This is a genomic window from Mycobacterium sp. UNC410CL29Cvi84 (assembly GCF_000686745.1).
GTDB lineage: Bacteria > Actinomycetota > Actinomycetes > Mycobacteriales > Mycobacteriaceae > Mycobacterium > Mycobacterium mucogenicum_B.
In genome coordinates this window covers 70,588-94,504 of the sequence record NZ_JMLM01000016.1, presented here as the reverse complement: position 1 = coordinate 94,504, position 23,917 = coordinate 70,588, and the positions used below count along the sequence as shown (strand labels likewise).

The 23,917-nt window shown below is 68.1% G+C and carries 19 protein-coding genes; 7 read left to right on the top strand and 12 right to left on the bottom strand.

Translation table 11 applies throughout. From position 1 onward, the window contains the following. Nucleotides 1–81 precede the first annotated feature (81 nt). Nucleotides 82–447, top strand: a complete 366-nt coding sequence (locus BR47_RS32750) for a helix-turn-helix domain-containing protein (protein WP_081831359.1) — start codon at nucleotides 82–84, stop codon at nucleotides 445–447. Nucleotides 448–467: 20 nt separating this feature from the next. On the opposite strand, the gene BR47_RS0121825 is transcribed toward BR47_RS32750, so the two are convergent. Both BR47_RS0121825 and BR47_RS0121820 read right to left on the bottom strand, forming a co-directional pair. Further along, a complete protein-coding gene (locus tag BR47_RS0121825; protein ID WP_029120769.1) occupies nucleotides 468–1,886 on the bottom strand; it encodes a WS/DGAT/MGAT family O-acyltransferase in 1,419 nt (472 codons plus the stop codon). Nucleotides 1,887–1,933: 47 nt separating this feature from the next. Further along, nucleotides 1,934–3,157, bottom strand: a complete 1,224-nt coding sequence (locus tag BR47_RS0121820) for an alpha/beta hydrolase (RefSeq protein ID WP_029120768.1) — start codon at nucleotides 3,155–3,157, stop codon at nucleotides 1,934–1,936. 144 nt (nucleotides 3,158–3,301) lie between these two features. Between BR47_RS0121820 and BR47_RS0121815 the strand changes: the two genes are divergently transcribed. Together BR47_RS0121815 and BR47_RS34060 are read left to right on the top strand one after the other, a co-directional pair. Beyond that, a complete protein-coding gene (locus BR47_RS0121815; RefSeq protein ID WP_029120767.1) occupies nucleotides 3,302–5,461 on the top strand; it encodes an acyl-CoA dehydrogenase family protein in 2,160 nt (719 codons plus the stop codon). 89 nt (nucleotides 5,462–5,550) lie between these two features. Beyond that, on the top strand, nucleotides 5,551–6,771 hold the full coding sequence (locus BR47_RS34060; protein WP_051634935.1) for a septum formation family protein: 1,221 nt from the start codon (nucleotides 5,551–5,553) through the stop codon (nucleotides 6,769–6,771). Nucleotides 6,772–6,870: 99 nt separating this feature from the next. Here BR47_RS34060 and BR47_RS0121805 read toward each other — a convergent pair whose 3' ends face one another. Next, nucleotides 6,871–8,229 carry a WS/DGAT/MGAT family O-acyltransferase gene (locus BR47_RS0121805; RefSeq protein WP_020103430.1) on the bottom strand — a complete coding sequence of 453 codons (1,359 nt, stop codon included), beginning with the start codon at nucleotides 8,227–8,229 and terminating at the stop codon, nucleotides 6,871–6,873. Between the two features lie 44 nt (nucleotides 8,230–8,273). Further along, the gene (locus BR47_RS0121800) at nucleotides 8,274–9,761 is read right to left on the bottom strand and encodes an amino acid permease (RefSeq protein WP_020103429.1); all 1,488 of its coding nucleotides are present in this window, start codon (nucleotides 9,759–9,761) and stop codon (nucleotides 8,274–8,276) included. Nucleotides 9,762–9,870: 109 nt separating this feature from the next. Here BR47_RS0121800 and BR47_RS0121795 point away from each other — a divergent pair, with 109 nt between their 5' ends. Then, nucleotides 9,871–10,788 (top strand): alpha/beta hydrolase, encoded by a 918-nt coding sequence (locus BR47_RS0121795; RefSeq protein WP_029120766.1) that lies wholly within the window; start codon nucleotides 9,871–9,873, stop codon nucleotides 10,786–10,788. A gap of 272 nt (nucleotides 10,789–11,060) precedes the next feature. Next, on the top strand, nucleotides 11,061–11,330 hold the full coding sequence (locus tag BR47_RS0121790) for a hypothetical protein (RefSeq protein WP_020103427.1): 270 nt from the start codon (nucleotides 11,061–11,063) through the stop codon (nucleotides 11,328–11,330). A 67-nt stretch (nucleotides 11,331–11,397) separates the two neighbouring features. On the opposite strand, the gene BR47_RS0121785 is transcribed toward BR47_RS0121790, so the two are convergent. The 4 genes from BR47_RS0121785 to BR47_RS0121770 are packed head-to-tail and all read right to left on the bottom strand — an operon-like array spanning nucleotide 11,398 to nucleotide 16,396. Further along, a complete protein-coding gene (locus BR47_RS0121785; protein ID WP_020103426.1) occupies nucleotides 11,398–12,543 on the bottom strand; it encodes a 3-ketosteroid-9-alpha-monooxygenase, oxygenase component in 1,146 nt (381 codons plus the stop codon). A gap of 43 nt (nucleotides 12,544–12,586) precedes the next feature. Further along, nucleotides 12,587–14,149 (bottom strand): FAD-binding protein, encoded by a 1,563-nt coding sequence (locus BR47_RS0121780; RefSeq protein ID WP_036427649.1) that lies wholly within the window; start codon nucleotides 14,147–14,149, stop codon nucleotides 12,587–12,589. An 11-nt stretch (nucleotides 14,150–14,160) separates the two neighbouring features. Then, nucleotides 14,161–15,843, bottom strand: coding sequence for a steroid-22-oyl-CoA synthetase (gene casI / locus BR47_RS0121775; protein WP_029120764.1), 1,683 nt, complete (start codon nucleotides 15,841–15,843; stop codon nucleotides 14,161–14,163). Then, a complete protein-coding gene (locus BR47_RS0121770; RefSeq protein WP_020103423.1) occupies nucleotides 15,836–16,396 on the bottom strand; it encodes a nuclear transport factor 2 family protein in 561 nt (186 codons plus the stop codon). Before BR47_RS0121770 ends, casI begins: the two co-directional genes overlap by 8 nt. A gap of 205 nt (nucleotides 16,397–16,601) precedes the next feature. Here BR47_RS0121770 and BR47_RS0121765 point away from each other — a divergent pair, with 205 nt between their 5' ends. Beyond that, a complete protein-coding gene (locus BR47_RS0121765; RefSeq protein ID WP_020103422.1) occupies nucleotides 16,602–17,030 on the top strand; it encodes a PaaI family thioesterase in 429 nt (142 codons plus the stop codon). Between the two features lie 6 nt (nucleotides 17,031–17,036). Here BR47_RS0121765 and BR47_RS0121760 read toward each other — a convergent pair whose 3' ends face one another. The 3 genes from BR47_RS0121760 to fadD4 are packed head-to-tail and all read right to left on the bottom strand — an operon-like array spanning nucleotide 17,037 to nucleotide 20,590. Continuing rightward, the gene (locus BR47_RS0121760) at nucleotides 17,037–18,068 is read right to left on the bottom strand and encodes a PucR family transcriptional regulator (protein ID WP_020103421.1); all 1,032 of its coding nucleotides are present in this window, start codon (nucleotides 18,066–18,068) and stop codon (nucleotides 17,037–17,039) included. A gap of 19 nt (nucleotides 18,069–18,087) precedes the next feature. After that, nucleotides 18,088–19,071: a MaoC family dehydratase gene (locus BR47_RS0121755; RefSeq protein ID WP_353582954.1), complete on the bottom strand. Its 984-nt coding sequence runs from the start codon at nucleotides 19,069–19,071 to the stop codon at nucleotides 18,088–18,090. Between the two features lies 1 nt (nucleotide 19,072). Then, on the bottom strand, nucleotides 19,073–20,590 hold the full coding sequence (gene fadD4 / locus BR47_RS0121750) for a fatty-acid--CoA ligase FadD4 (RefSeq protein WP_029120763.1): 1,518 nt from the start codon (nucleotides 20,588–20,590) through the stop codon (nucleotides 19,073–19,075). A gap of 267 nt (nucleotides 20,591–20,857) precedes the next feature. Here fadD4 and BR47_RS0121745 point away from each other — a divergent pair, with 267 nt between their 5' ends. Then, entirely contained in the window at nucleotides 20,858–22,567 is a 1,710-nt protein-coding gene (locus BR47_RS0121745) for a GMC family oxidoreductase (protein ID WP_029120762.1), read from the top strand. Here the strand turns inward: BR47_RS0121745 and BR47_RS31120 are convergent. Next, nucleotides 22,468–23,721 carry a calcium:cation antiporter family protein gene (locus BR47_RS31120; RefSeq protein WP_051634934.1) on the bottom strand — a complete coding sequence of 418 codons (1,254 nt, stop codon included), beginning with the start codon at nucleotides 23,719–23,721 and terminating at the stop codon, nucleotides 22,468–22,470. The two genes, BR47_RS0121745 and BR47_RS31120, sit on opposite strands and share 100 nt — an antisense overlap. Between the last annotated feature and the right edge of the window lie 196 nt (nucleotides 23,722–23,917).

The window sequence follows — 23,917 nt, the reverse complement described above, 5'->3', positions numbered from 1 at the left end:
GCATCGGTCTCGGTCACACGAAAACGTGTCGGTCCCTCGGCACATACTTTCCGCAGTGATCGACCCCGGAAGGTACACGCCATGACCTACCCAACCGAGCGGCTCTGGTGGGAACCACAACAACGCCGTCCGACGCGCGAAGAGATCGATGCCGCCGGCGATGCCTTCCGAAAGGCACATGGCCTTGACGCTGATGATGACGACGACGATTGGTCATTTGAGGACGAACCAGCAGAACCCGACCCAATAGCCGCGGACGTATTCGGCGGCATCAGCCGACGAGCGCTGGCTCAGGCACGCGACGACCTCGTCAGCGCCAAAACGCAATACGAGCAGGCCGTTCGCCAGGCCCGCGCCAACGGATGGACCTGGGCCGAGATCGGGCGAATCATGGGCGTGTCACGCCAGGTGCTCCACAGACGATTCCGCAACCATCCAGCGGACTGACGCGCCGCCGGGCGCAAACCCTACTGCGCCATGGCGGTCTCGACGACCGTGAGCTCCTCGGAAAGCCCTGCGGCCCTGCGGATCTGCTTGAAGTCCGCGACCATGCCGGCGGTCACCTCATGCGGGTCGTCGGTGGTGGCACCGTCGGCCAGCACCGAGATGTTGAGCTGGTCGACGTAGCTCCACACCGTGATGTTCAGGCCGCTGCCCGCGGTGAGGGGTCCGACCGAGTAGATCTCGGTGACGGTGGCGCCGCCCACCTTGCCGCGTTCCCGGGGCCCCGGCACGTTGGAGATGTTGAGGTTCAGCACCTTGTTCTGGCCGTCCTTGTTGGACAGCCGGCGGAACATCGACTCCATGGGTGCCGGCGGCATGTAGGCCGCCCAGCGGGCGACGAGCTCCGGGCCGACCAGCTGGTGACTCTCCTTGGCCAGCAAGGCGGCCTCGCGCGCCTGCTGTACGCGCTGTGCGGCGTCGTCGACGTCGACCGGCAGCGCGATCAGCACACCACTGAATCGGTTGCCGGAGATGCGATCCGGCGAGAAATCGTAGCTCATCGGCACCGACGCCAGCAGCGGGTGGTCGGCCTTGCCGTCGTACTTCAGCAGCAACTCGCGCAGCGCGCCCGACGACATGGCCAGCACCAGGTCGTTGATGGTGACGCCGAGCTTCTTACTGGTCTCCTTGACTTCCGCGAGCGCCAAAGTGGCTGTCGCGAAACGGCGCCCCGGCGTGATCACGTGGTTCATGAAGCTCGGGGGCGGCGTGAACGGCCGGGTCAGTTCCGGCGACAGCTTGCGGCTGCTCTTGCGTACCCGCGCCATGCCGTCGGCGGTGTACTTGACGACGCCGGGGAACCGCGCGATCTGCCGGAGATGGTCCGCGAACGCCGACCGGACGAGCTGAGCGCGCGACGGCGCCGGATCGGTCACGTACAGATCGTTGTCCCGCTGCGGGCTCTCGGTGATGTCCATACCGAGCGCCAGCAGGTTGGCCGAGGCGACGCCGTCCGCCAGCGCGTGGTGGATTTTGCCGACCACGGCGACCCGCCCGTTGGCCAGCCCTTCGACGAGGTACATCTCCCACAGCGGACGGCTGCGATCCAGTGGGGTACTGGCGATTTCGCCGATCGCCTCGTCCAGTTCGCGGCGCCCACCGGGCGCGGCCACCCGCCACGGCCGGACGTGATACTCGAGGTCGACCTCGGCATGCTCCCGCCACATCGGGTGGTGAAACTTGAACGGGATGTCGACGAGTTGATAGCCGAAAGGCTCCAGCTTGTGCAGCCGTTCGCGGAGCACGCGGCGGAATTCGTCGATTCCGAACGTGCGGTCGCCCAGGCCGGCGAGGTCGATGACGGCAATCTTGAGGGTGTGCATGTGCACGTTGGGCGTTTCAGAATACAGCAGGAACGCGTCCCACCCACTCAGTCGTTTCACTCGACCTCTCCTGCGCTTCGGGTCAGAACCTCGCCCAGTCGATCGGTCTAGACGACCTCTTCGACGCAGTGCTGATTCTGGTTCCGGCGAACCTCATCGAGGAACAACCCTATGGCAGTGGCCATCGACCCCGTGCGGGCACCGTCCGTCATGTCGAAACCGTGTCCGGCGCCGGGCAATTCGATGTAACTGACCGTCGACGCGGACACCGCGCGCAGCTCGTGCACGAAGTCCCGCGCCTGCGCCACCGGAATGACGCTGTCGCCGCTGCCGTGGATAACCAGGAACGGCGGCGCATCACGATGCACGCGTGCGATCGGCGACGCCTGCCGGTAGATCTCCGGGTGCTTGTCGATGCGGCGCCTGACCACGACGCGCTCCAGGAAGTCGACGAATTCCGCGCGCTCCTTGGTGGACCGGTCCTCCCAGTCGTAGCGGCCGTAGATGCCGACGACGGCGTCGACCGAGGTGTCGGCGCCCTCGGGCAGCTCGGTCTGCAGTTCGGGGTCGTTGGCGGTCAGGCCGGCCAGCGCGGCGAGGTGCCCACCGGCCGAGCCGCCGGAGATCGCGATGAAGTTGCGGTCGCCACCGAACTTGTCGACGTTGGCCCGGGCCCACGCGATCGCGGTCTTGACGTCGGTGATGTGTTGCGGCCAACGGTGATTCGGGGCCACGCGGTAGTCGATGGACACGCAGACCCAGCCCTGCTGGGCCAGGTGGCTCATCAGGGCGTAGCCCTGCAGCAGCCGGCTGCCGTGCACCCAGGCCCCGCCGGGCAGGTAGATCAGGACGGGAGCCGGCTCGGTGGGCAGGTCGTCGGCACGCCAGACGTCCAGCAGCTGCGACGGACTGTCGCCGTAGCGCACCGAGGTGCGGTGCACCTGGCGCCGGTGTTCGCGTGCCCGCCAGAACGGCGGCGTGCGCTCCGGCGCCGGCCATTCGATGTCGAGTTCGGCCGGGGGCACGACGCCCGTCAGCGCGGCCCGGACGACCTCGTTGGTGCAGTCCCGCTCGGCCCGGCGGATCTCGGCGACGCTGGGAGTGAACAGAGCCTTCGACGTCGACGCCCAGAAGCTGGGCACGTGCCGCATGCCCCAGAGGGTCATCGCGGTGGCGCCGCCGAGCGGCTCGAGGCTCTTGCCGATCACCGGCAGCGAGGCGGCGGCAGTGGCCATCGCCAACAGGTGATCAGAGGGCTTGGCGGCCATGAACCAGCGCAGCCGGGTGGCCAAGGAAGGGCTGTGAACATCATTGTTCGGTCGAGCCGTCATTTCGCGAGCGTACACCGGGCTGACCACGCGGTTTCGGGGCCACGGCACATTCCCGGTCACAGTTGGGCGACTGTTCGTTTGTGAAGTGCATCACAGCTGATCAGGGCCTATTCGAAGTCCTACCGTCGTGCTTACAGTCGAGCGATGGGTAGCTCAGCGCTGGCGATCACCGGCGACCACAACGACCTCGCGGACTCCGCGACGGGACTGCTGCACCGGCTCGGCAGCCGGGCCGCCGCCCGCGCCACGCTCGAGGGTGGACCGTCGCATCCCGCCGGCTTTTGGACGGCCGCGGCCGATCTCGGCTGGCAGGGTCTGGCCATCCCCGAGGAGTTCGGCGGGTCCGGTTTCGGGCTGCCGGAGCTGGCGGTCGTGCTCGAGGCACAGGGCCGTGAACTGTGTCCCGGGCCGTTCCTGCCGACCGTCGCCGCCGCCGTCGTCATCGACCGATGCGGAACCGACGAGCTACGCGCCGCGCTGCTGCCCGGGCTGGCCGACGGCAGCACCGTTGCCGCCCTCGGATTGTCGGGCCATGTTCACATCGCCGGCCACACCGTATTCGGCGAGAGCCCGACGGTACTCGGCGCCCCCGATGCCACGCTGCTGGTCCTGGTCGCCGGCGATGATGTGGTGGTCGTCGAAACGCAGGCCACCGGCGTCACCGTCACCCGGCTGGACGGCGCGGACACCACACGCAGCATCGGCGCGGTGACGCTGGACCAGGCCGAGGCGATCGCCGTCCTCCGCGGTGCGGCAACCAAGGCGCACACCGCTTTTCGTATTCTGGCCGCCGCCGAGGCCGTCGGGATCAGTTGGGCGGCACTGGAAATGGCCGTCGAATACGCCAAGGTGCGGGAGCAGTTCGGCCGCACCATCGGCACTTTCCAGGCCGTCAAGCACCATGCGGCCAACATGCTGGTGGCTGCCGAACTCACCACCGCCGCAGCATGGGACGCGGCGCGCGCCGACGATCTGGACGACTCCTGGTTCGGCGCGGCCGTGGCCGCCACGCAGGCGATCCACAGCCAGGTCTTCAACGCCGAGAACAACATTCAGCTGCACGGCGGTATCGGTTTCACCTGGGAGCACGATGCGCATCTGTATCTGCGCCGGGCCCGCACGCTGTCGGCGCTGACGGCAGACGGCGCCGACCCGTTGGCCGATGTGGTCGACGGACAGCGCACCGGCCGGGCCCACGGCGCGTCGTTCGCGCTCCCCGAGGAGGCGGCCGAATACCGCACCGCCGCCCGCGATGCCGTCGCCACGCTGCAGTCCCTTCCCGAGGGCGAACGGCGGGACTTCCTCGTCGATTCCGGCTATCTGGTGCCGCACTGGCCCAAGCCGTGGGGCCGGGACGCGGGTGTGCTCGAGCAGCTGGCCATCGAGGAGGAGTTCCGTGATGTGGAGCGACCCGACCTCGGCATCACAGGTTGGGTGACGCTGACCATCGCGCAGGCCGGCACCGACGACCAGCGTGAGCGCTGGGTGTACCCGGTGCTGCGCGGCGAGATCATGTGGTGCCAGCTGTTCTCCGAACCCGAGGCCGGCTCGGATGCGGCCGCGGTGCGCACGAGCGCCAAGAAGGTCGACGGCGGCTGGCTGGTGACGGGCCAGAAGGTGTGGACCAGCCTGGCCCAGTACTGCCAGTGGGGCCTGGCCACGGTGCGCACCGATCCCGACGCCCCCAAGCACGCCGGCGTCACGATGATGGCGATCGACATGAAGGCACCCGGCGTGACCGTCAACCCCCTCAAGGGGCTGACCGGCAACGCTCACTTCAACGAAGTGTTCTTCGACGAGGTCTTCGTCCCGGACGCCGACGTCATCGGTGACGTCAACAAGGGTTGGCTGGTGGCCCGAGCGACGCTGGGGAACGAGCGCCTGTCGATCGGCGGCGGCTCCGGCGCGCAATCCGGCTTCAGCGCGGACGACCTGATCGCCCTGTTGGACGCGGCCCCGCCGGAGCTGGCGGCCGGGCTGCGTGACCGCGCCGGCGCGGTGATCGCCGAGGGACACACCCTGCGGCTGCTGAATCTGCGGCGGATCAGCCGCGCGATCGCGGGCACCGGTCCGGGACCCGAGGGCAATGTCACCAAACTGGTGGTCGCCGAGCAGGGCCAGCGGCAAACGGAGCTGGGCATGAAGCTGGCGGGCCCCGCGGCCGTGACCGGGCAAACTCCCACGCTCACCCAGGCCTACCTGGGCTACCGCGCCATGACCATCGCCGGCGGTACCTCGGAGATCACCCGCAACACCATCGCCGAACGAATTCTCGGACTGCCCCGCGACCCTTTGCTCAAGTAATCCGCGACCCGTCACGAGTCGGTAGAGACTCGGTTGAGATCGATCCGCCAAGCTGCGTAGATCGGCCGAATATGTCACGCTAGGCACCGATGAGTGTGCTATCGGTCAAGTTCTGGGCGCCACGCCGCGCTTTGCTAGCGGCTTTGCTGTGCGCCCAGCTGATCGCCGGCGTGGTCACCGTGGCCGCTGTCGGCCCGGCCGCGGGCGGCGCGACCGAGGCCGACCACACCGATGCCGTCTTTCGCAGTGCGCATGCCGGCAGCTGCCTGACGTGGCAACCTGAGCCGCCACAGCGCCCCGCCTTCGTCCAGTGCAGCAGCCCGCACCTGTTCGAGGTCGTCAACGCGGTCCAGGGCGACGGCGACCAGGAATCGTGCGCGGTGTCGGGACGCCGGTACCTCGGACCGCGCTACGACCCCAACGGCCGGTTCGCATACGGCCTGCTGCGCTCGGTGGGCGCCGAGAGTTCCGGACCCCGCATCTCGCTGTGCGGATTGCAGCTGCCCGGCCCGAACGGCCAGCAACTCCCGTTCCGCGGGCAGGTCGCCGAACAGGACCAGTCGCGCGTGTGGCCGCCGGGCACCTGCCTGGGCGCCGACATGAAGGGCGGGCAGACAGGTCTGGTGCCCATCGACTGCGCCGAGCCGCACTCGGTCGAGGTCGTCGGCCCCATCGACCTCAGCGAGCACTTCCACGACGGACCGCCGCCCTCGGATGCCGAGCAGGAGGAGGTACTGCGGCCCGCCTGCGTCACGATGGCCGCCGCGTATCTGGCACCGAAGACCTTGGCCGCCAGCGCATTGACCCTGAGCCACCGGCCGATCGGACCGGCCAGCTGGTCCGCCGGCAGCCACCAGGTGCTCTGCACACTGGCACCGCGGACGCCCGGCCCGATGACGGGCAGCGTCAAGGCGCCCGGCGGCGCGACCGCAGTACCCGCTCCCGTCGCCGTCCACCCGGTGGCACCTCTGCCGCCCGCAACGACGGCGACCACCGTCGCGCCGACGAGCAACGCGCCGACCACCGCGGCGGCTCCGGCCGTGGCCCCGAGTACCGCGGCGGCCCCGGCACCGTCTTCGTCGTCGTCCTCGTCGGCGGCGACACAAACTGCCGAGACACCGGGCCCCGCGGTCACCGAGACGACCGTGCCGCCGGCGCCGCCGGCCTCGCCCGTCGACAACCCGGCTCACCCGCCGCTGGCGCCCCCGGCCGAGCCGGCAGCGCCCGCCGAGCCGGCACCGCCGTCACACGTCCTCGAGATCCCGGGCCTGGCCCCGATCACCCTGCCCTGGGCCCCGCCTCCGCTGTAAGCCCCGCGGCCGAGACTGACCACAGGGCAATTTCCGGGCGGGTTTTCCGCCACCCGGTCAGTTTCGCGAGGATGCGACGGCGGCCGCGGGCCAGGGCGGCTAGCGGACCGCAGCCTCCAGGTCCGTCAGAGAGTCTTCGAGGTGGCCGAGCAGCCGCTGCAGGTGCGGCACGCTGTGCCGGCAGCCGACCAACCCGAAGTCGAGGTTGTCGCCGTTGTTGACCAGCGTGATGTTGAGCGCCTGGCCATCCAGCGCGATCGACAGCGGGTAGTTCCCGTCGAGACGGGCGCCCTTCCAGTACATCGGCACCCGCGGCCCCGGCACGTTCGAGATGACGATGTTGAACGGCGGCGGGGTGGCGTCGACGAAACCCGGCACGGCGGACAGCGCGATCGGGGACAGCAGCAGCGCCGACAGGGCCATCGACTCCGTCTTCGACAGCCCCGAGAACACCTGCTTGTTGCCGCGCATCGAGTCGGCGATGGTCTGCAGCCGCGTCGCCGGGTCCTTGACGTCGGTGGCCAGGTTGCACAGGATCGCGCCGACCTGGTTGCCGCCGGCGTCGGCGTCGGCCTCGGCCCGCAGGCTCACCGGGACCATCGCGATCAGCGGTGCGTCGGGCAGGGCGTTCTGCTCGAGCAGGTAGCCCCGCAGCGCGCCGGCGCACATCGCCAGCACGACGTCGTTGACAGTGACGCCGCCGGCGGCCTGCTTGACGGCCTTGATGCGGGCGATCGGCCAGGACTGGGCCGCCACCCGTCGGGCGCCGCCGATCTTGACGTTGAACATCGTCTTCGGCGCACTGAAGGTCCGGGTCAGGTTCTGCTCCAGCAGCACCGCGCGCGCCACCCGGAAGGTCGACGGCGCGAGACCGGCCGCCGTGCCGACGGCGCCCACCGCCGAACCGATCAGGGACGGGCTCTGCTTCGGCGCGCGCTTGCGCGACGGCAGGTCCCACGGCACCCGCACTTCCTGCTCGGCCGGGTCGTCGGACAGCGTGCGCATCGCCATCCGCAGCGCGGAGACGCCGTCGAGCAGCGCGTGGTGGGCCTTCGAGTAGACGGCGAAGCGGCCGTCTTCCAGTCCTTCCACCAGGTACGTCTCCCACAGCGGCCGGTGCCGGTCCAGCAGGCTGGTGTGCAGCCGACCGCAGAGGTCGAGCAGCTCGCGAATTCGTCCCGGCCTGGGCAGCGCCGAACGGCGCAGGTGGTAGTCGATGTCGAGTTCGTCGTCGTACGCCCAAGCGAAGCTGGCGATGCCGCCCAAGAACCGTGCCGGCCGCTTGCGGTAGGTGGGGTTGAAGTTGGTGTGCGCCAACATGTCCCGGTGCAGTTCGTGGATGAATTCCGGCCCGGCGCCCTCCGGTGGACTGAAGAGCTGCAGGCCGCCGACGTGCATCGGGTGCTCCCTCGATTCGCCGAGCAGGAACATTGCATCGGTCGGCGACATGATCTCCACCAGCCAAGTAAACCCCCATTCGGCCGGCGGTAAACGTCAACGCGTCAAGGTTGACGTTCGCCCGGTGGCGGCGGGTTGGCGACCACCGGGAACTGGCCGGTGAAGCCCTCGCGCTGTTTGGCGATTTCCAGGACCCGGCCCCGCGCCGCGTACCAGCCCAGGATGAGCGCCGGGATGATGATCACCAGCGTCGCGACCGTCCAGGTGCCCACCGGCTTGTCGAACGCCATCAGCACCAGCACCGCGGCCAGGAAGGCCAAAGTGGCGTATCCGGTGTACGGCGCGCCCCACATCCGGAACGCCGGCCGGTCGATCTCACCGCGCTGCGACCAGCGGAACAGCTGCAACTGACAGATCACGATGGTGGCCCACGACGCGATGATGCCCAGCGCCGCCATGTTCAGCACGATCTCGAAGGCCTGCGCCGGCACGACGCCGTTGAGGACGACACCGAGCAGGCCGATGCTGGCCGTCAGGCAGATACCGCCATAGGGCACACCACGTTTCGACATGACGCCGGTGAACTTCGGGGCGCTGCCGTTCATCGCCATGGAGCGCAGGATGCGGCCCGTCGAGTACAGCCCGGCGTTCAGGCTGGAGAACGCCGCGGTGAGCACGACGACGTTCATCAGGGTGCCGGCGCCCTCGAAACCGATCTTCGAGAAGAACGTGACGAACGGGCTCTCCCCCGGCTTGTACGCGGAGTACGGCAGCAGCAGGCCGAGCAGCACCAGCGAGCCGACGTAGAAGAGCGCGATGCGGAAGATCACCGAGTTGATGGCGCGCGGCATGATCTTGTGCGGTTCGGCCGTCTCACCCGCCGCGGTGCCGACGAGTTCGACTGCGGCATAAGCGAAGACGACGCCCGAGGTCACCACCACCAGCGGTAGCAGGCCGGTCGGGAACAGGCCGCCGTGGTCCGCGATGACGCTGAAGCCGGTCGACTGACCGTCGACCTTGAAGCGGCCGGCGAGGAACACCGTGCCGACGACCAGGAACGTCACCAGCGCGACGACCTTGATCAGGGCCGCCCAGAACTCGAGTTCGCCGAACAGCGTCACCGAGATCAGGTTCATGCTGAGCACGATGGCGAGGGCGATCAGCGCGATCAGCCACTGCGGAATCGCGTCGAACGCCGACCAGTAGTGGAAGTAGGTGGCGATGGCGGTCGAGTCGACGATCGACGTCATGGCCCAGTTCAGGAAGTACATCCAGCCGGCGACGTAAGCCGCCTTCTCGCCGAGGAATTCACGCGCGTACGACACGAACGATCCCGACGACGGCCGGTGCAGCACCAGTTCCCCGAGGGCTCGCAGGATCAGGAAGACGAACCCGCCGCAGATCAGGTAGACGAGGAACAGCCCCGGGCCCGCGTTGTGCAGCCGGCCACCGGCGCCCAGGAACAGGCCGGTGCCGATGGCACCGCCGATGGCGATCATCTGCAGCTGACGCGGTTTGAGGGTGTGGTGGTAACCCGCGTCCTCGGCCGTCAGACCGGGTGGCTCGGCATGCTTATGAGGCGTTGAAGTCATAGCGTTTCAGTGAACACTGATGCTCAGTTTCGCGCAGGACAACGAGTTTCCTGTGTGTGAACTGGAGGCGTGTCCCGCCCTGACGCGCTTGGTCAGTAATGTCGGTTGGATGTCGGGCCCCTCCCAAGCAGTCGACTTCCACCCCGAGCTCGCGCGGGCCGCACGCTTCATGCCGCGCAGCCCCATCACGCCGTGGAACCTCCGCTTCATCCGCATGCTGTCCGACCTGCTGGAACGCCGCACTCCCGAGGACGTCGAGGTGCTGACGCTGCCGTCGGGCGTCGGGATCCGGCTGCACCGCCCGGCGACCGGCGCCGACCGTGGCGGCGCACTGCTGTGGATTCACGGCGGTGGCTACCTCATCGGCAGCCCGGCGCAGGACGACGTCTTGTGCCGCCGTTTCGCGGACGCCCTGGGCATCACCGTGGCCGCGGTCAAATACCGCCTGGCGCCCGACAATCCGTACCCGGCCGGGCTGGAGGACTGCTACACGGCGCTGCGCTGGCTGGTCGACCTGCCGGCCGTCGACCCGGAGCGCGTGGCGGTCGGCGGCTCGAGCGCCGGCGGCGGCATGAGCGCGGCGTTGGCCCAGCTCGCATATGACCGCGGTGAAATCCCCTTGGCGGCACAGCTTCTGGTGTATCCGATGATCGACGACCGGTCCGGCGGCCGGCCCGGACTGGACCATCCGGGGCACCGGCTGTGGACCCAGAAGTCGAACCGGTTCGGCTGGCGCGCGTACCTCGGTGGCGCCGATCCCGCGGTGGCCGTCCCCGCCCGGCGCTCCGATCTGTCCGGCCTGCCGCCGGCCTGGGTCGGAGTCGGAACCTTCGACGTCTTCCACGACGAGGACGTCGAGTACGCCGAGCGGCTGCGCGCGGCGGGCGTGCCGTGCGAACTGGAAGTGGTGCCGGGCGCGTATCACGGGTTCGACGGCGTCGCAGCCAAGACCCAGGTGGCCCAGGCGTTCTTTGCCAGCCAGGTGGAATTCCTGCGGCCGCTGCTGAACCCGGCCGTCGTCGGCTAGCCCCGTCGGCTAACTCATCGGGCGCCAACACCGCTCATCCGGCTGCCGCAACCCCGCTGCGGCACTGTCGATCCCGCACGCCCAGCGGCGCGCGAACGTGATCTTCGTTACTTAGATTATACTATCTAATTGATGTTTACGCAGGTCACAGCCTATTTTCGAAATATTAGCCGATCAAATAAACCCTTGCGGGGAAGCATTTCGGGGCGCATGGTTGTTGAACAGACCAACGACCACCTCGGTCGTGATCTTCACCGAGAAGAGGCACGGCAATGACCACCCTGACCCATCAGACGACCGAAAACATCGGCCCCCTGCGGCAGCTGTTCCGGCGTTCCACCGCTGTGGTGGTGCTGACGGCGGCAGGTCTGGGCGTGGCCGGCTACATGGCCCTCGGCATGCTGCAGGACAAGCCGGCCGACCCGGTGCTGCCGGCGTTCTCCGCGGTCCCGGTCCCGTCCGCCCCGGACATGGACAAGCTGCAGAACCTGGGCCAGCTCGCCGCCATCGTGCAGAGCCCGCAGGCGCACCCGGCCCGCTAGGTCCGACACCCCGAACCGACCACTGAGCCGCCCTCGGAAACGAGGGCGGCTCAGTGCTTTTCGACGACTACTGGACGGCGTGCGCCTTGCCGACCGGGGTGCGGTTGGCCAGATTCTTCGCGACCTCTTCGTGCCACAGGTCGTTGGCGTGCGTGGTGTCGACTTCCTGCTCGAAGCGGGCGACCATGTCGGGTTTGACGTCGGCGACGTCGACATAGAACTGCTCGTACCAGCGGCGATGCTGGTACACCGGACCGTCTTCCTCGGTCAGCAGCGGGTTCTCGATGCGCGTCTTGTTCTTCCAGATCTCGACGTCTTCCATGAAGCCGTCTCCGAAACTGCGGCTCAACGACGCCGCCAGCTTCTCGGTCTTGTCCGCCGGCAACGCCGGATTGTTCTGCACCGCCACTCCCCACTGCAGCACGAACGAATCATGCGTCACCGGGTAGTGGCAGTTGATCAGCGCGATCTCGACCGTGAAGTTCGGGGCCAGATCGTTGTGCAGCCAGTTGATCATGTACGCCGGCCCGAAATACGTCGCCTCCGAACGCAGATACGTGCCGTCCCACAGCTCGCGGGTCGCGTAGTCCGGCCGGGGCTTGGACTCCATGAACTGGCTGGCGGTGTGGCCCTCGATGACGTTCTTGAAGTACGTCGGGTAGGCGTGGTGGATGTAGAAGAAGTGCGCCATGTCGACGTTGTTGTCGACGATCTCGCGGCAGTGCGACCCCTCGATCAGCAGCGAGTTCCACTGCCACGGCGACCACTGGCCCTCCTCGTAACCCTCGATGGTCGGCGGGGTCAGCTCCGGGCCGGGCGTCGAGCCCTCGGGGTCGTGCCAGAGCAGCAGCTGCCCGTTGACCTCGGTGGTCTGCCAGGCCCGGGTGCGGGCCAGCCGCGGCGTGCGCTTGGCGTACGGAACCAGCTGGCACTTGCCATCGCCGCCCCAACGCCAGTCGTGGAACGGGCACGCCACCGCGTCGCCCTTGACCGTGCCCTGCGACAGGTCACCACCCATGTGGCGGCAGTACCCGTCGAGCACCTTGATGGCGCCGGTGGAGTCGGCGAACACCACGAGCTTGGTACCGAACGCCTGCACCGAGTGCGGCTTGCCGTCCCGGAACGACTCTGCCAGCCCGATGCAGTGCCAGCCGCGGGCGAACCGCGTCATCTCCACGCCGGCGTCGATATGACGGACCTCAGCCTCAGTCATCTTGTGCCCCTTTCGAATTCGCCGAGCCCCGGAACCGGGACCCTTACGAAGCCTCTCGTTTGACCATATCGAGCACCGCCAGGTGGGAGAACACCATGCTGGTGCCGATCGGGTTGCCGCCGCCCGGGTAGGCGTAGCCGCTCGGCGCGGCCATGGTGTTGCCCGCCGCGTACAGCCCGGGAATCGGGTTGCCGGCGGTGTCGAGCACCTGGCCGGTGGTGTCGGTCCGCAGGCCGCCCTTGGTGCCCAGGTCGGAGATGCCGAACTTGGCGGCGTGGAACGGCGCCTTGTCGATCCGGACCATCGGGCAGGCGCCGCCGGAGAAGGCGCGATCGTAGGCCTCGTCGCCGCGGCCGAAGTCGGGGTCGGAGCCGGCGTCGGCGTATTCGTTGAACTGCTTGACGGTCGCGGCGAGCTGTTCGGCCGGGACCCCGATCTTGGCGGCCAGCTCCTCCAGGGTGTCCGCGGTGTGCCACAGCCCGGCGTCGACGTACTTCTCGGTCTCGACCATGGACACGTTGGTGGCTTTTATTGGAGGAACAACGCCGGCGGCTCCGCCTTCGCCGTCGTCGTAGATCATCCAGAACGGCAACGTCATCTCGCCCTTGGCCAGCCGGTCCACGACGACACGGCCGATGCGGTCGTACGCCGCGGACTCGTTGACGAACCGCTTGCCGTCCTGGTCGACGAAAATGCCGCCGGTGAACCACAGCGCGAACGCGCTGCGACCGTCCGGATGGGTCAGGCCGGGCGACCACCACGCCTGCTCCATGAGATCGGTGTCGGCGCCCACGGCGATGCCCGCCTCATGCGCCTGACCCAGATTTCCCCAGGGCCCCATGGTGTCTCGCGCCTCGCCGGGCACGCCGTACTTGTGCCGCAGCTCGTCGTTGCCCTCGAAGCCGCCGGCCGCGAGCAGCACACCCTTGCGCGTCCTGATCGCCTTGCGGACCCCGTCGGTCTCGACAACGGCTCCGACGACGGCACCGTCCTCGGTGACCAGCTCGACCAGTGCGGTATTGAGTTGTGTTGTCGCCGAGGGGTATTGCTTCAGCGCCACCAGGAAGCGGGCGATCAGCGCCCGGCCGCCGATGAAGTAGTCGTCGGGCTGCGGGACGCCGAGCCGGTCGTTGTCGAGCGGGCCGCGCACCAATTCCTTGAATTCAGGCGCCTTTTCGATCTTCAGCGGACGGGCCGCGACGTGCCGCTGACCGTCCAGCCGGGCCTTGGGCATCTTCCCGAAGTAGTCCGGCCAGGGCAGCATGTCGAACTTGATGTTCGGATCGGCTTCCAGGTACTCCATGAGCGGCGCACCGCCCCGGACGTAGGTGTCCTGCAGCTCGCGCGGCGTCCGGTCGCCGACGACGGCGTGGTAGTACTCGAGCGCGTCCTCGATGGTGTCGTCGGTGCCGGCCCGCTGCAGCACAGGGTTGCATGGGAACCACACGCCGCCGCCCCCGGAGTAGGCAGTGGTGCCACCGAACTTGTCGGTGGCCTCGACCAGCAGCACCTCGAGTCCCTCACGCGCGGCGGTATAGGCACCGGTGACGCCACCGCCACCGGAGCCCGCCACCAGCACGTCAACCGTCGAGTCCCAGTCCGTCATGCCCAAACTCCCTATAGGTATCGCTGCCGTCCGTACTGCGTGAACTCATCGTCCAACGCGCGCTTGGCATCGTCGGACATCAGGCCGTAAACCGGTACGCCCCGACCCACCCAGCGGTACACCAGTTCGTCGGTGTGCCACTTGTCCGCCTGCAGCTCGCGCTTGAGCACCTTGTTGGAGCCGGTGACCGGCAACGAATCCGAGATCCGCAGGAACCGCGGCGTGCCCTTCTTACCCAGGTCGTCCTGGTCGTTCAGGTACTGCACGAACTTGTCGACGTCGAACAGGATGGGATCGGCGACCTCGATGGCCGCCATCACCTGATCACCCGAGCGGGGGTCCGGCACCGCGTACACGCCGGCGGCGATCACCTCGGGATGACGCCGCAGCACGCGCTCGATGGACAACGCCGACGTGTTCTCGCCGTCGACCCGGATCCAGTCACCGCGCCGGCCGGCGAAGTAGATGAAGCCGTTCTCGTCGAGGTAACCGAGGTCTCCGGTCCAGTACCAGCCATTGCGGATCCGGTCGGCGTCGGCGGCGTCGTTCTTGTAGTAGCCCTCGAACTTCTTGGTGCCGAGTTTGTCGATGATCTCGCCGACGGCGTCGTCCGGATTGAGGATGCGGCCGTGCCGGTCCAAAACCGCTGGGACACACTCGATCATCGTTTCCGGGTTGACGATCGCGACGCCCGGATGGGCGGGCCGGCCGAGCGCTCCCTCGGGCTGGTTCGGGTCGAGTACGACGGCGCCGCCGCCCTCGCTGGAGCCGTACCCCTCGAAGAGCTCCGCGCCGAACCGGCGCTTGAAGTAGGCCTGGTCCTCCGGCGAGGCCTCGGTGCCGAAACCGCGATTGAGCTGGTTGTCGGCGTCGTCGGGCTGTTCGGGTGTGGCCAGCAGGTAGCCGAGCGCCTTGCCGACGTAGGTAAAGAACGTCGCGCCGAAGTAGCGCACGTCGGGCAGGAACCCGGACGCCGAGAAGCTCGGGGTCAGGCAGACGGTCGCGCCGACGGCCAGCGCCGGCGCCCACAGCGCCATGATGGCGTTGCCGTGGAACAGCGGCATGCAGCAGTAGTCGACGTCCTCGCGGACGTGGTTGAACTTGTCCACCGCTGAGTAGGCGATCCACGCCAGGCGGCCCTGGCTGCACTTGACGGCCTTCGACGCGCCGGTGGTGCCGGAGGTGAAGAGCAGCAACAACAACGACTCGGCGCCGACGCCCGGTGCCGCCGTGATTTGTGCACGATTTTCCGCGCCTGCCGCGGATTTTCGTGCACAAATCGCTTCTTGGTAGGCGGGGTCGTCGATGACGAGGATGCGGTCGGGTGTCAGGCCGAGGTCGAGTCCCGAAAGCCGTTCCCGCCCCGCCGAATCCGTGACGATCAGCTGACAGTCCGCATGCCGGACCTCGCCGGCCAGCTCCGCGTTGCCGCGCGTCGGGTTGATGCCGACGATCGTCGCCCCGGACAGGGCGGCACCGCCCAGCCAGAAGAGGAAGTCGGGCACGTTGTCCAGCAGCACGCCGATGTGGAAGGGGCCGTCAGCCCGTAGCTCGGCGGCGTATGCGCCGCGGGCGGCGGACTCGCGGACCACCTCGTCCCAGGTCCAGTCCTGGTCCCGGGTACGCAGCCCCAGCCGCTCGTCGCCGAGGCGGTCGAGCAGCAGGGTTGCGATGTCCTCGCGACGTTCAGGCATTGGCGGCGGCGGCGTTCTTCTGGTCGATGTACGCCTGCGGCAGGTCTGCCACGCCAAGCTTGGTGACGCTGACCGGGCCGGTCTGGTAGGCATCCTCGCCGACGATCAGGCCGTCGGCATCGATCGGCCAGTTGATGAGCTGACGGAACACGAGCAGGTAGTCGCCGTTGGGGTCTTCGACGTCGACGCCGATCGCCTGCGCGGACGCGCCCGGGTAGATCATCTTCATCCAGCCTTCGGTCATCACCAGATCATCGTCGACGGCAAGGCGATCGATCTCGAAGACGAGGTGATTGGCACCGCTGGCGACGAACGCCTCGTAGTACGCGCGCACACCCTCGGTGGTCTTCGGGCCCATATCGGTGTTGGCGTACCAGAAGTGGTAGTCCGGGTTCGGGGACAACGTGGCCATCAGGCGATCCATGTCCGGCACGGCCTCCGCCTTCATGTGTTCGAGCACGATGCTCAACACCTGGCGGTGGCGTTCGTTCGTCGTGCGCGACAGGCGTTCCTCCACCAGTTCCCAGGTCTTGGTGGGGTCGATGATGGCCATGTGGATACTCCTTGGGTCTGCGACTGAGCATGGGCTGTTCAGCGTGGTGTGGCCATCATCACGAACCGGGCCGGGCCCGGTCATCCGACGTACGTCGGCTTTTGCGCGCAAATTTCCCGACGAACGTCGGATGTAGCTAATCAGTGTCAGCCGTTGCCGAGGGCGATAACATGCGGATCTCCCGCGCGACAGGAGGTGCCCGGCCATGGCGCACGCGTTCCGCGATCCGCTCGAAGCGACCGAAGATCTGCGGCGGTCCCCCGTTCACCGCCATTTGCGGCTCAGCGTGGTGTGGCAGGAGCAGGGCGTCGCGATCCTGTCGATGCCGCTCGCGCCAGACCTCGAAGGCGTCGCGCCCGGCGGCATCCACGGCGGGATGCTGGCGACGCTCGCAGACGCCGCGTCCGGCTTCTGCCTCGAAGGCCTCTTCGACCTCGGAGCAGAAATCCCCGTCACCACCGACATGCACGTCCGCTACTACCGGCAGCCGCACGGCGGGCCACTCGTCGCCGAAGCCCAGGTGGTGAATGTCGGTCGCCGACTGCTGAGCTGTGAATGCTCGATCGTCGATGCCGCCGAGCGGGTGTTGGCCCGGTCCACGGCCACGTTCATGATCGTTCCGCTGGCGGGCTGACCCGGCTCAGTCCGTCAGCTCCGCCGACGACAACGCGATCCGCCGGATCATCAAGACCAGGGTCGCGGAGAACCGGTCCAGCGGATCGTCCATGTCCCAACCCAATTGGGATTCGATGTGCGCCAGCCGCGCGGCCACCGTGCTGTGGTGCACGTGCAGCTCCTCGGCCGTCCGCCGCAGGGACCCGAACACGCAGAACGCCTCGGCCGTCTCGACTTGCAGCCGGCCGGTGGGCGTCGCGGCGATCTCGTTGATGCGGGTCAGCGCGTGGCTGCCGCGGGTGGCCTCGGGGGGCAGCTCGGCCAGCAGCTCGAGCGCGCTGAGCCGCTCGTAGGCGACGGCACGCCGGCCGAAGCCGGTCGACGACGCGAACCGCAGCGCCCGCAACGCCTGCGCCCACGAGGTCGGCGCGGCGAACACGCCACCGGCCGCCCCGAGGCCGACCCACGGCCCCCGGTCGGCGCCGACCGGTAGCGGCGCCGGGAACGCGGTGACGATCGCCTGGTCCAGCTCGTCGGACAGCGCCCGGGTGTTGGTGCGGCCCTGGCACACCACCGCCGTCGCGGTACCCAAGTCCGCGGTCCGCACCGACACCGCGGTCAGGGCCGACGTGATGACCCGCAGCGCTTCCGGCGACGACTGCGCCGACACCGCGAGCACCCGGACCTCGCGGGACTCGTCGAGCCCCAGCAGCCTGATCGCCCGCGCCCGGTCTTCGGGACGCTCCCGGCTCGACAGCACCACCTCGACCAGCGCGGGGTCGCCGAAGCTCGGCGGCACCCGGGCACCGATGTCACCCAGCGTGTGCCGCACCCGGTCGAGCAGGACGCCGTCCAATGGGTGGGCCGGGGCGTCGCGCTCCAGCCAGACCTCCGGCGCCGCGCCGTCCCAGCGCACGTGGACGGGACACCCGGCGACGACCTGCGCCGCTTCCAGCACCCCGTCGACACCGGAGGCGTCGAGGTCGTCGAAGAACCGGACGAGCCGCAGTACCGACTCCGGGTCACTGCCCAGCTCGGACAACCGCAACGTGCTCACGCCGCCATTGTGGCAATGGTCAGAACTGCAGGACGCTGAACCGCCAGTCCAGTACCTGCCGGTCGGGGCCGTCACCGTCGACGGCGAACACCACGGACCGCAGATCGAGTGTCCCGCCGCGGCCCGGCGCCTCGTGCGCGGCTTCGACGTGCAGCTCGCTGTAGAGGGTGTCGCCCTCGTGCACGGGGCCGGTGTGGTCGCACGACTCCCAGCCCAGGACACCGACGATGTTCGGCAGGAGCCGGGTGGCTTGCGCCAATGCCAGGCCGATGGTGTGCCCGCCGTACACCAGGCGGCTGCCGGCCACACGCGAATCATGATGCGTGGCAGCGATGTTGAGCGTCAGGCGGGCCAGTTCCGGGGCGCTGCTGACGACGTCGGCCGTGCTGGTGATCACCTGGCCGGCGAGCTCCGGGTCGAAATTGTGGCCGGGCACCGCGGAGCGCCAGGCGTCGGCATTCCATCCCGCGGCGGGGTCGGGCAGGCCGGGAGCGGTGGTGCCGATGATGCTGAGGTCGTCGGCGTGGCCGGTGTCGTCGGCGTCGTCGCGCAGCGGCAGCATGGCGCACCGGTGGAAGTCGAGCACCGTGCGGCCGTCCTGGTCGATGGTGATCATGCGCAGGGCGGCCAGACCCGTGCGCGGCCTGCCTGGTTTTGCTGAATTCTGCTTGAGGCCAACGACTTCGGTGCGGGTGGTGATGGTGTCGCCGATGTGCGGGAAGCGGTGGAACCGCAGCCCGCGGTAGAACAGATTCGCCTTGACCCGGCGGGTCACCAGGGTCGACTGACCGATCGCGACGTCGCACACGAGCGCCGGATGCGCCAATGCCCGCGGTGATCCGGTGACCGCGGCGGTCAACGCGGCATCGAGCGGCAGCCGCATCCGGTCGCCGAGGATGGCCTGGTGCACTGCCGCGGCGCCGTCGGTGAGCGTCATCCCGGGCGCCCAGTCGAAAACCTGACCTATGCTGAGGTCCTCGAAAAACGGTCCGCCAGTGGGCACGTCAGCCAGAGTACTTCTCGATCAGCGATTGCTTGTACAGCTTGCCCGTGTCGGTCCGCGGCAATTGTTCTTCGAACGAGATGGACCGCGGGCACTTGTAATGCGTCAGCCGGTCTCGCAACCAGCCCAGCAGCTCCACACCGAACTCCTCGGTGCCGTCGGCCGGATCCACGGTCTGCACAACCGCTTTCACGCTCTGGCCCATCTCGGCATCCGGAATGCCGAACACCGCGGCGTCCATCACCTTGGGATGCGTGACGAGGACGTTCTCCGCTTCCTGCGGGTAGATGTTCACCCCGCCACTGATGATCATGTGATGCCGTCGGTCGGTCAGGTAGAGGTAGCCCTCCTCGTCGAGGTAACCGATGTCGCCGACGGTCGCCCAGCCGTACGCATCCCTTGAGGCCGCGGTCTTTTCGGCATCGTCCAGGTACTCGAAGGTGTTCCCGCCCTCGAAGTAGATCTCGCCGGGCACGCCCTGCGGCTGCTCGTTGCCCTCCTCGTCGAGGATGTGCAGGACGCCCAGCATCGGCTTGCCGACCGACCCGGGGTGCGTCAGCCAGTCCTCGGCCGTGATCAGGGTGGAGCCGATGGCCTCGGAGGAGGCGTAGTACTCGTCGACGATCGGACCCCACCAGTCGATCATCTGCTTCTTGATCTCCACCGGGCACGGGGCGGCGGCGTGCATGACGCGCTTGAGCGACGACAGATCGTACGAATCCCGCACGGACTGCGGCAGTTTCAGCATCCGGGTGAACATCACGGGCACGAACTGGCCGTGCGTGACGCCGTAGCGTGCGATGGCGTCCAGACAGCCCTCGGCGTCGAACTTCTCCATCACGACCGTGGTGACGCCCTCGGCCTGAATCTGCATCGACCACACCGACGGCGCCGTGTGGTACAGCGGCGCCGGGCTCAGGTAGACGGCATCCTTGGGGAGCCAGAAGCTCATCAGCATCTTCATGAGCCCGGGCACCTCGGCCGGCGGCAGGTGCGTCAGCTCGCGCTTGATGCCCTTCGGGCGCCCCGTCGTGCCCGACGAGTACTGCAGCAGGTCGCCTTCGATCTCGTCGTCGATCGGCGTATCGGGATAAGCCGCAACGCATTCCGGGTAGCGGTCCCAGCCCGGCAACTCGCCGTCGGCGATCATGAGCAGCTTGGGCAGCCCGCCCGTGAGCTGCTCGGCCAGACCGGCACACGTGTCGCCGAGAGCCGCCGAGCCGATCACCGCGGCGGCTCCGCTGTTCTCGATGATGTAGGCGGCTTCGGCCGGCGTCAGGTGGATGTTGATCGGCACGTAGTACAGGCCGCTGCGCCGCGCACCCCACATCGCCGCGTGCATGTGCTCGTTGTTCTCCATCAGGATGGCAACGACGTCACCCTCGACGAGCCCGTTGGCCCGGAAATGATGAGCCAGCCGGTTGGCCCGGGCCTCCAGCTCGTCGAACGTCACCACCGTGCCGGACGGGTGCAAGATGACGGCCGGTTTCCCACTGCCCACGTGCTGGCGAATCTGCATGACGGCACTCTACGACAGGTGACTTGACACCTGTCAAGAAGGCGGACGGGCGGAATCCTGCGACTTCAACAACCACTCGGCGACGGCCGGCAACGCCCGGCAGACGGCCGATATTCTGCTATTCCTGCAACTTTGGCAAACTCTCAGCAAATCGCCAGAAGTAGCTGTAGTCGACATATTTTGCAGATCTATGCGACTATCTGTCGATGTCGTGAGCTTGCGACTGTGATTTTGGCAAAGTTTGAGTGACGCCGACCGGAGGTCGCGATGGCCACATTCGACTACCTCGTGGTGGGCGCCGGGACGGCAGGCTGCGTACTCGCCAATCGCCTGTCCGCCGATCCCCGCAACCGGGTACTCCTCATCGAAGCCGGTGGCCGGGCGCGTAGCCCGTATCTTCGCGTCCCCAAACTCGGCAGTCGGCTGTTCGGCGACCCGCGGTACATCTGGCAGCACCAGACCATCCCCCTCGGCCCCCACGGCACCACCGAATTCTGGCCGCGCGGCAAGGTTCTCGGCGGATCGAGCTCGGTCAACGGCATGGTCTACAACCGCGGCCAGAAAGCCGACTTCGACGAACTGGAAAAGCTGGGCAATCGCGGCTGGGGCTGGGACAACATCCTGGCCGCGTACCGAAGCTTCGAACACAACACCATCGGCCAGTCATCCACGCGCGGTTTCGGCGGTGAACTGGCGATCAGCGTCGTCCGCGACCCCGATCCGCTCGCGCTGACCACGATCGCCGCCGGTACCCGCCTGGGCATGCGCCCGCTCGGCGACCTGAACGAAACGGACGAACCGCGCATCGGGCTTTCGCCCGCGACCATCCACAACGGCAGGCGCGTCAGCGCCGCCACCGCATTCCTGGACCCGGTGCGCGCCCGCCCCAACCTGCAGGTGCTCACCGGCGCGACGGCAGAGCGACTGGAGTTCACCCGCGGCCGGGCCACGGGGGTGGTGATCCGGATCGACGGGCTGTCGACGGTGGTCCGGGCGAATCGCGAAGTGATCCTCACCCTCGGCGCCCTCGGATCACCAAAACTGTTGCAGCTCTCCGGAATCGGCCCCAGCGAGGTACTCGCGGACGCCGGCGTGCCGCGCTACCTGGCGCGCTCGAACGTCGGGCGGCGCATGCGGGATCACCGGACGCTCGTGAACACCTACCGGCTCAATCGGAACATCGGGCACAACCGGCACCTGGCGACCACCTGCGGCAAGGTTCGGTCCACGATCCGGTATGCCGCCGGCGGCCGCGGACCCCTGGCGGCACCGACCGGCGACGTGCTCGCGTTCTTCAAGACCGGACCCGACCAGCCGCGCGTCGACGGACAGATGCTCGTCACCGCGCTGACACTGGCCGGCGCCGGCGGCAGCGTCGAGCGTCTACCCGGCCTGTCCTGTATGGGCGAGATTCTCCGGCCGACGTCGGAAGGCGCCGTCTGGATCAGCTCACCCGATCCGGACCACCCCTTGATGATCGACCCCAACTATCTGGCCACCGCCCACGACCGGACCGCTGCCATCGGGGTGCTGCGCACCATGCGCGAGGTGTTCCAGCAGTCGCCCATCGCCGACCTCATCGCCACGGAGCTGACGCCCGGCCCCGATACCCAATCCGATGACGAGCTCCTGCACGCCGCGATGGCGCAGGGGCTGACCGGGTTCCACGCGATCGGCACCTGCGGCATGGGACCGGACGACGACGACATCGTCGATGACCAGTTGCGGGTCCGCGGCATCGACGGACTACGGGTGGCCGACCTGTCGATCATGCCGATCATGGTGTCCGGCAACACAAATGCGCCCGCCATGGCGATGGCGGCGCGAGCCGCGGACCTCATCCTGGACGCCCCGGTTCGCGCCGGTCACCACCGCGGTCACCGACCGGCGATCGACAGCTCCCGGCCGTCGAACCGCACGCCGTCGACGTCGTGGTCGCCGGCACTGAACGGTGCCCGCAGCGTCGCGACGATGTGACGGCGGTTGATGATCAAGCCCATCACCGTCAGCGCACCGTAAACGCCGCACAGCAGCAGGCGGCCGGTGGTCGACGTGATCGGGAACTGCACCACGAACAACGCCAACAGCAGCCACGCCGTCGCCCGGTGGAACCGCAGCGACAGGATCAGCGCGACGCCCATCATGGTCTGGGTGGCCGTCAGCAGCACCTCCTCGACCTGCCGACCGTCGAGAACCAGCTCGGTGCCGCCACCACCGGCGAGGTAGGCGATGGGCAGCGAGCCCATCAGCAGCGTCCACTGGTTGACCTTGGACGAGATGAGGGTCGCGATCGCCGCGGTGCTCTTGCCCCGCGAGGCGAAGATGGTCGCGATGATGAACTCCGGCGCCTCCGAGGCCAGCGGCGCGAGCCACTGCACCAGCAGGAAGCGGTCGACGCCCAGCTCGGTACCGGCGTTGATCAGGCTGTTCGCGAACGGCTCCGCGCACATCAGGATGACAGCGCCCGACACCGCGAACAACGTCACGACGGTGATGCGGCGGGCCCGGTCCGGCAGCGCGCCGATGGCCGCCGCGGTACCGACGAGCTCGGGCTCCTCCGGCTCGCCGCGGGTGAGTTTGTACAGGTAGAAGCCGAACCACGCCAGCAGTGCCACACCGAGCACGAGGTGGATGCGGCCGGTCGTCGGGATGATGAACGCGACGAGTCCGGCGATGAGCAGGAAACCCAGCTCGACGCGGTTGCCGGGTTCCAGCGCCAGCATCGATTTGCTGGTCTTATCGGCCGACATGCGCTGTGCGACATACAGGCCGACGATCACCACGACCGGCCAGCCGATACCCATGAGCAGCCGGTTGGAGCCGGTCATGTTGGCAGCGGCGTATTGCACGTACTCGGCGTTGTGGCCGGCGACGTAGGCGTAGTAGAGGTCGACGGCATATTCGGGCAGCACCGCGATCAGGGCCAGAACGGCGATGGCGAGGCCGCCGGACACGTCGACCTGCGCCGCTTCGGCCGCCCAGGCCAGCACGAAGCTGGCGGCGACGACAGCCGCGCCGTAGGCCAGCAGCGAGACGACGGGGTTCGGGTGCACGCCGGCGAGGCGCAGCGCCACCGCCGGGAGAACGAACGCAGCGGCCAGCAACAGGGATCGCACAAGCGGCCGACGCATGGTCGGTCGGGCTGATCGGGTGCTGGTCACGCCGCTGACGTTAGCCGCCCAAAACGACGGCAGCAACTTAGCGTTGCTACGAATTAGGTTCAGCTTGCAACGCTGAATTTGCTGGTCAGCGTTGTGAACCTTTTGAGTTCGGCTACCCTAACTTCATTGTGTGGCTAACCCTGTTCGAGGGCGCCGGGGAGCCGTC

Bases quoted from the DNA above. Each gene is read 5' to 3' on its own strand.
- BR47_RS0121785 (WP_020103426.1), bottom strand. From the start codon at position 12,543: ATGACTGAGGCTGAGGTCCGTCATATCGACGCCGGCGTGGAGATGACG.
- BR47_RS0121800 (WP_020103429.1), bottom strand. From the start codon at position 9,761: ATGACTTCAACGCCTCATAAGCATGCCGAGCCACCCGGTCTGACGGCC.
- BR47_RS0121780 (WP_036427649.1), bottom strand. From the start codon at position 14,149: ATGACGGACTGGGACTCGACGGTTGACGTGCTGGTGGCGGGCTCCGGT.
- BR47_RS0121815 (WP_029120767.1), top strand. From the start codon at position 3,302: ATGGGTAGCTCAGCGCTGGCGATCACCGGCGACCACAACGACCTCGCG.
- BR47_RS0121770 (WP_020103423.1), bottom strand. From the start codon at position 16,396: ATGGCCATCATCGACCCCACCAAGACCTGGGAACTGGTGGAGGAACGC.
- BR47_RS0121820 (WP_029120768.1), bottom strand. From the start codon at position 3,157: ATGACGGCTCGACCGAACAATGATGTTCACAGCCCTTCCTTGGCCACC.
- BR47_RS32750 (WP_081831359.1), top strand. From the start codon at position 82: ATGACCTACCCAACCGAGCGGCTCTGGTGGGAACCACAACAACGCCGT.
- BR47_RS0121795 (WP_029120766.1), top strand. From the start codon at position 9,871: ATGTCGGGCCCCTCCCAAGCAGTCGACTTCCACCCCGAGCTCGCGCGG.
- fadD4 (WP_029120763.1), bottom strand. From the start codon at position 20,590: ATGCAGATTCGCCAGCACGTGGGCAGTGGGAAACCGGCCGTCATCTTG.
- BR47_RS0121765 (WP_020103422.1), top strand. From the start codon at position 16,602: ATGGCGCACGCGTTCCGCGATCCGCTCGAAGCGACCGAAGATCTGCGG.
- BR47_RS31120 (WP_051634934.1), bottom strand. From the start codon at position 23,721: ATGCGTCGGCCGCTTGTGCGATCCCTGTTGCTGGCCGCTGCGTTCGTT.
- BR47_RS34060 (WP_051634935.1), top strand. From the start codon at position 5,551: ATGAGTGTGCTATCGGTCAAGTTCTGGGCGCCACGCCGCGCTTTGCTA.
- BR47_RS0121745 (WP_029120762.1), top strand. From the start codon at position 20,858: ATGGCCACATTCGACTACCTCGTGGTGGGCGCCGGGACGGCAGGCTGC.
- BR47_RS0121790 (WP_020103427.1), top strand. From the start codon at position 11,061: ATGACCACCCTGACCCATCAGACGACCGAAAACATCGGCCCCCTGCGG.
- casI (WP_029120764.1), bottom strand. From the start codon at position 15,843: ATGCCTGAACGTCGCGAGGACATCGCAACCCTGCTGCTCGACCGCCTC.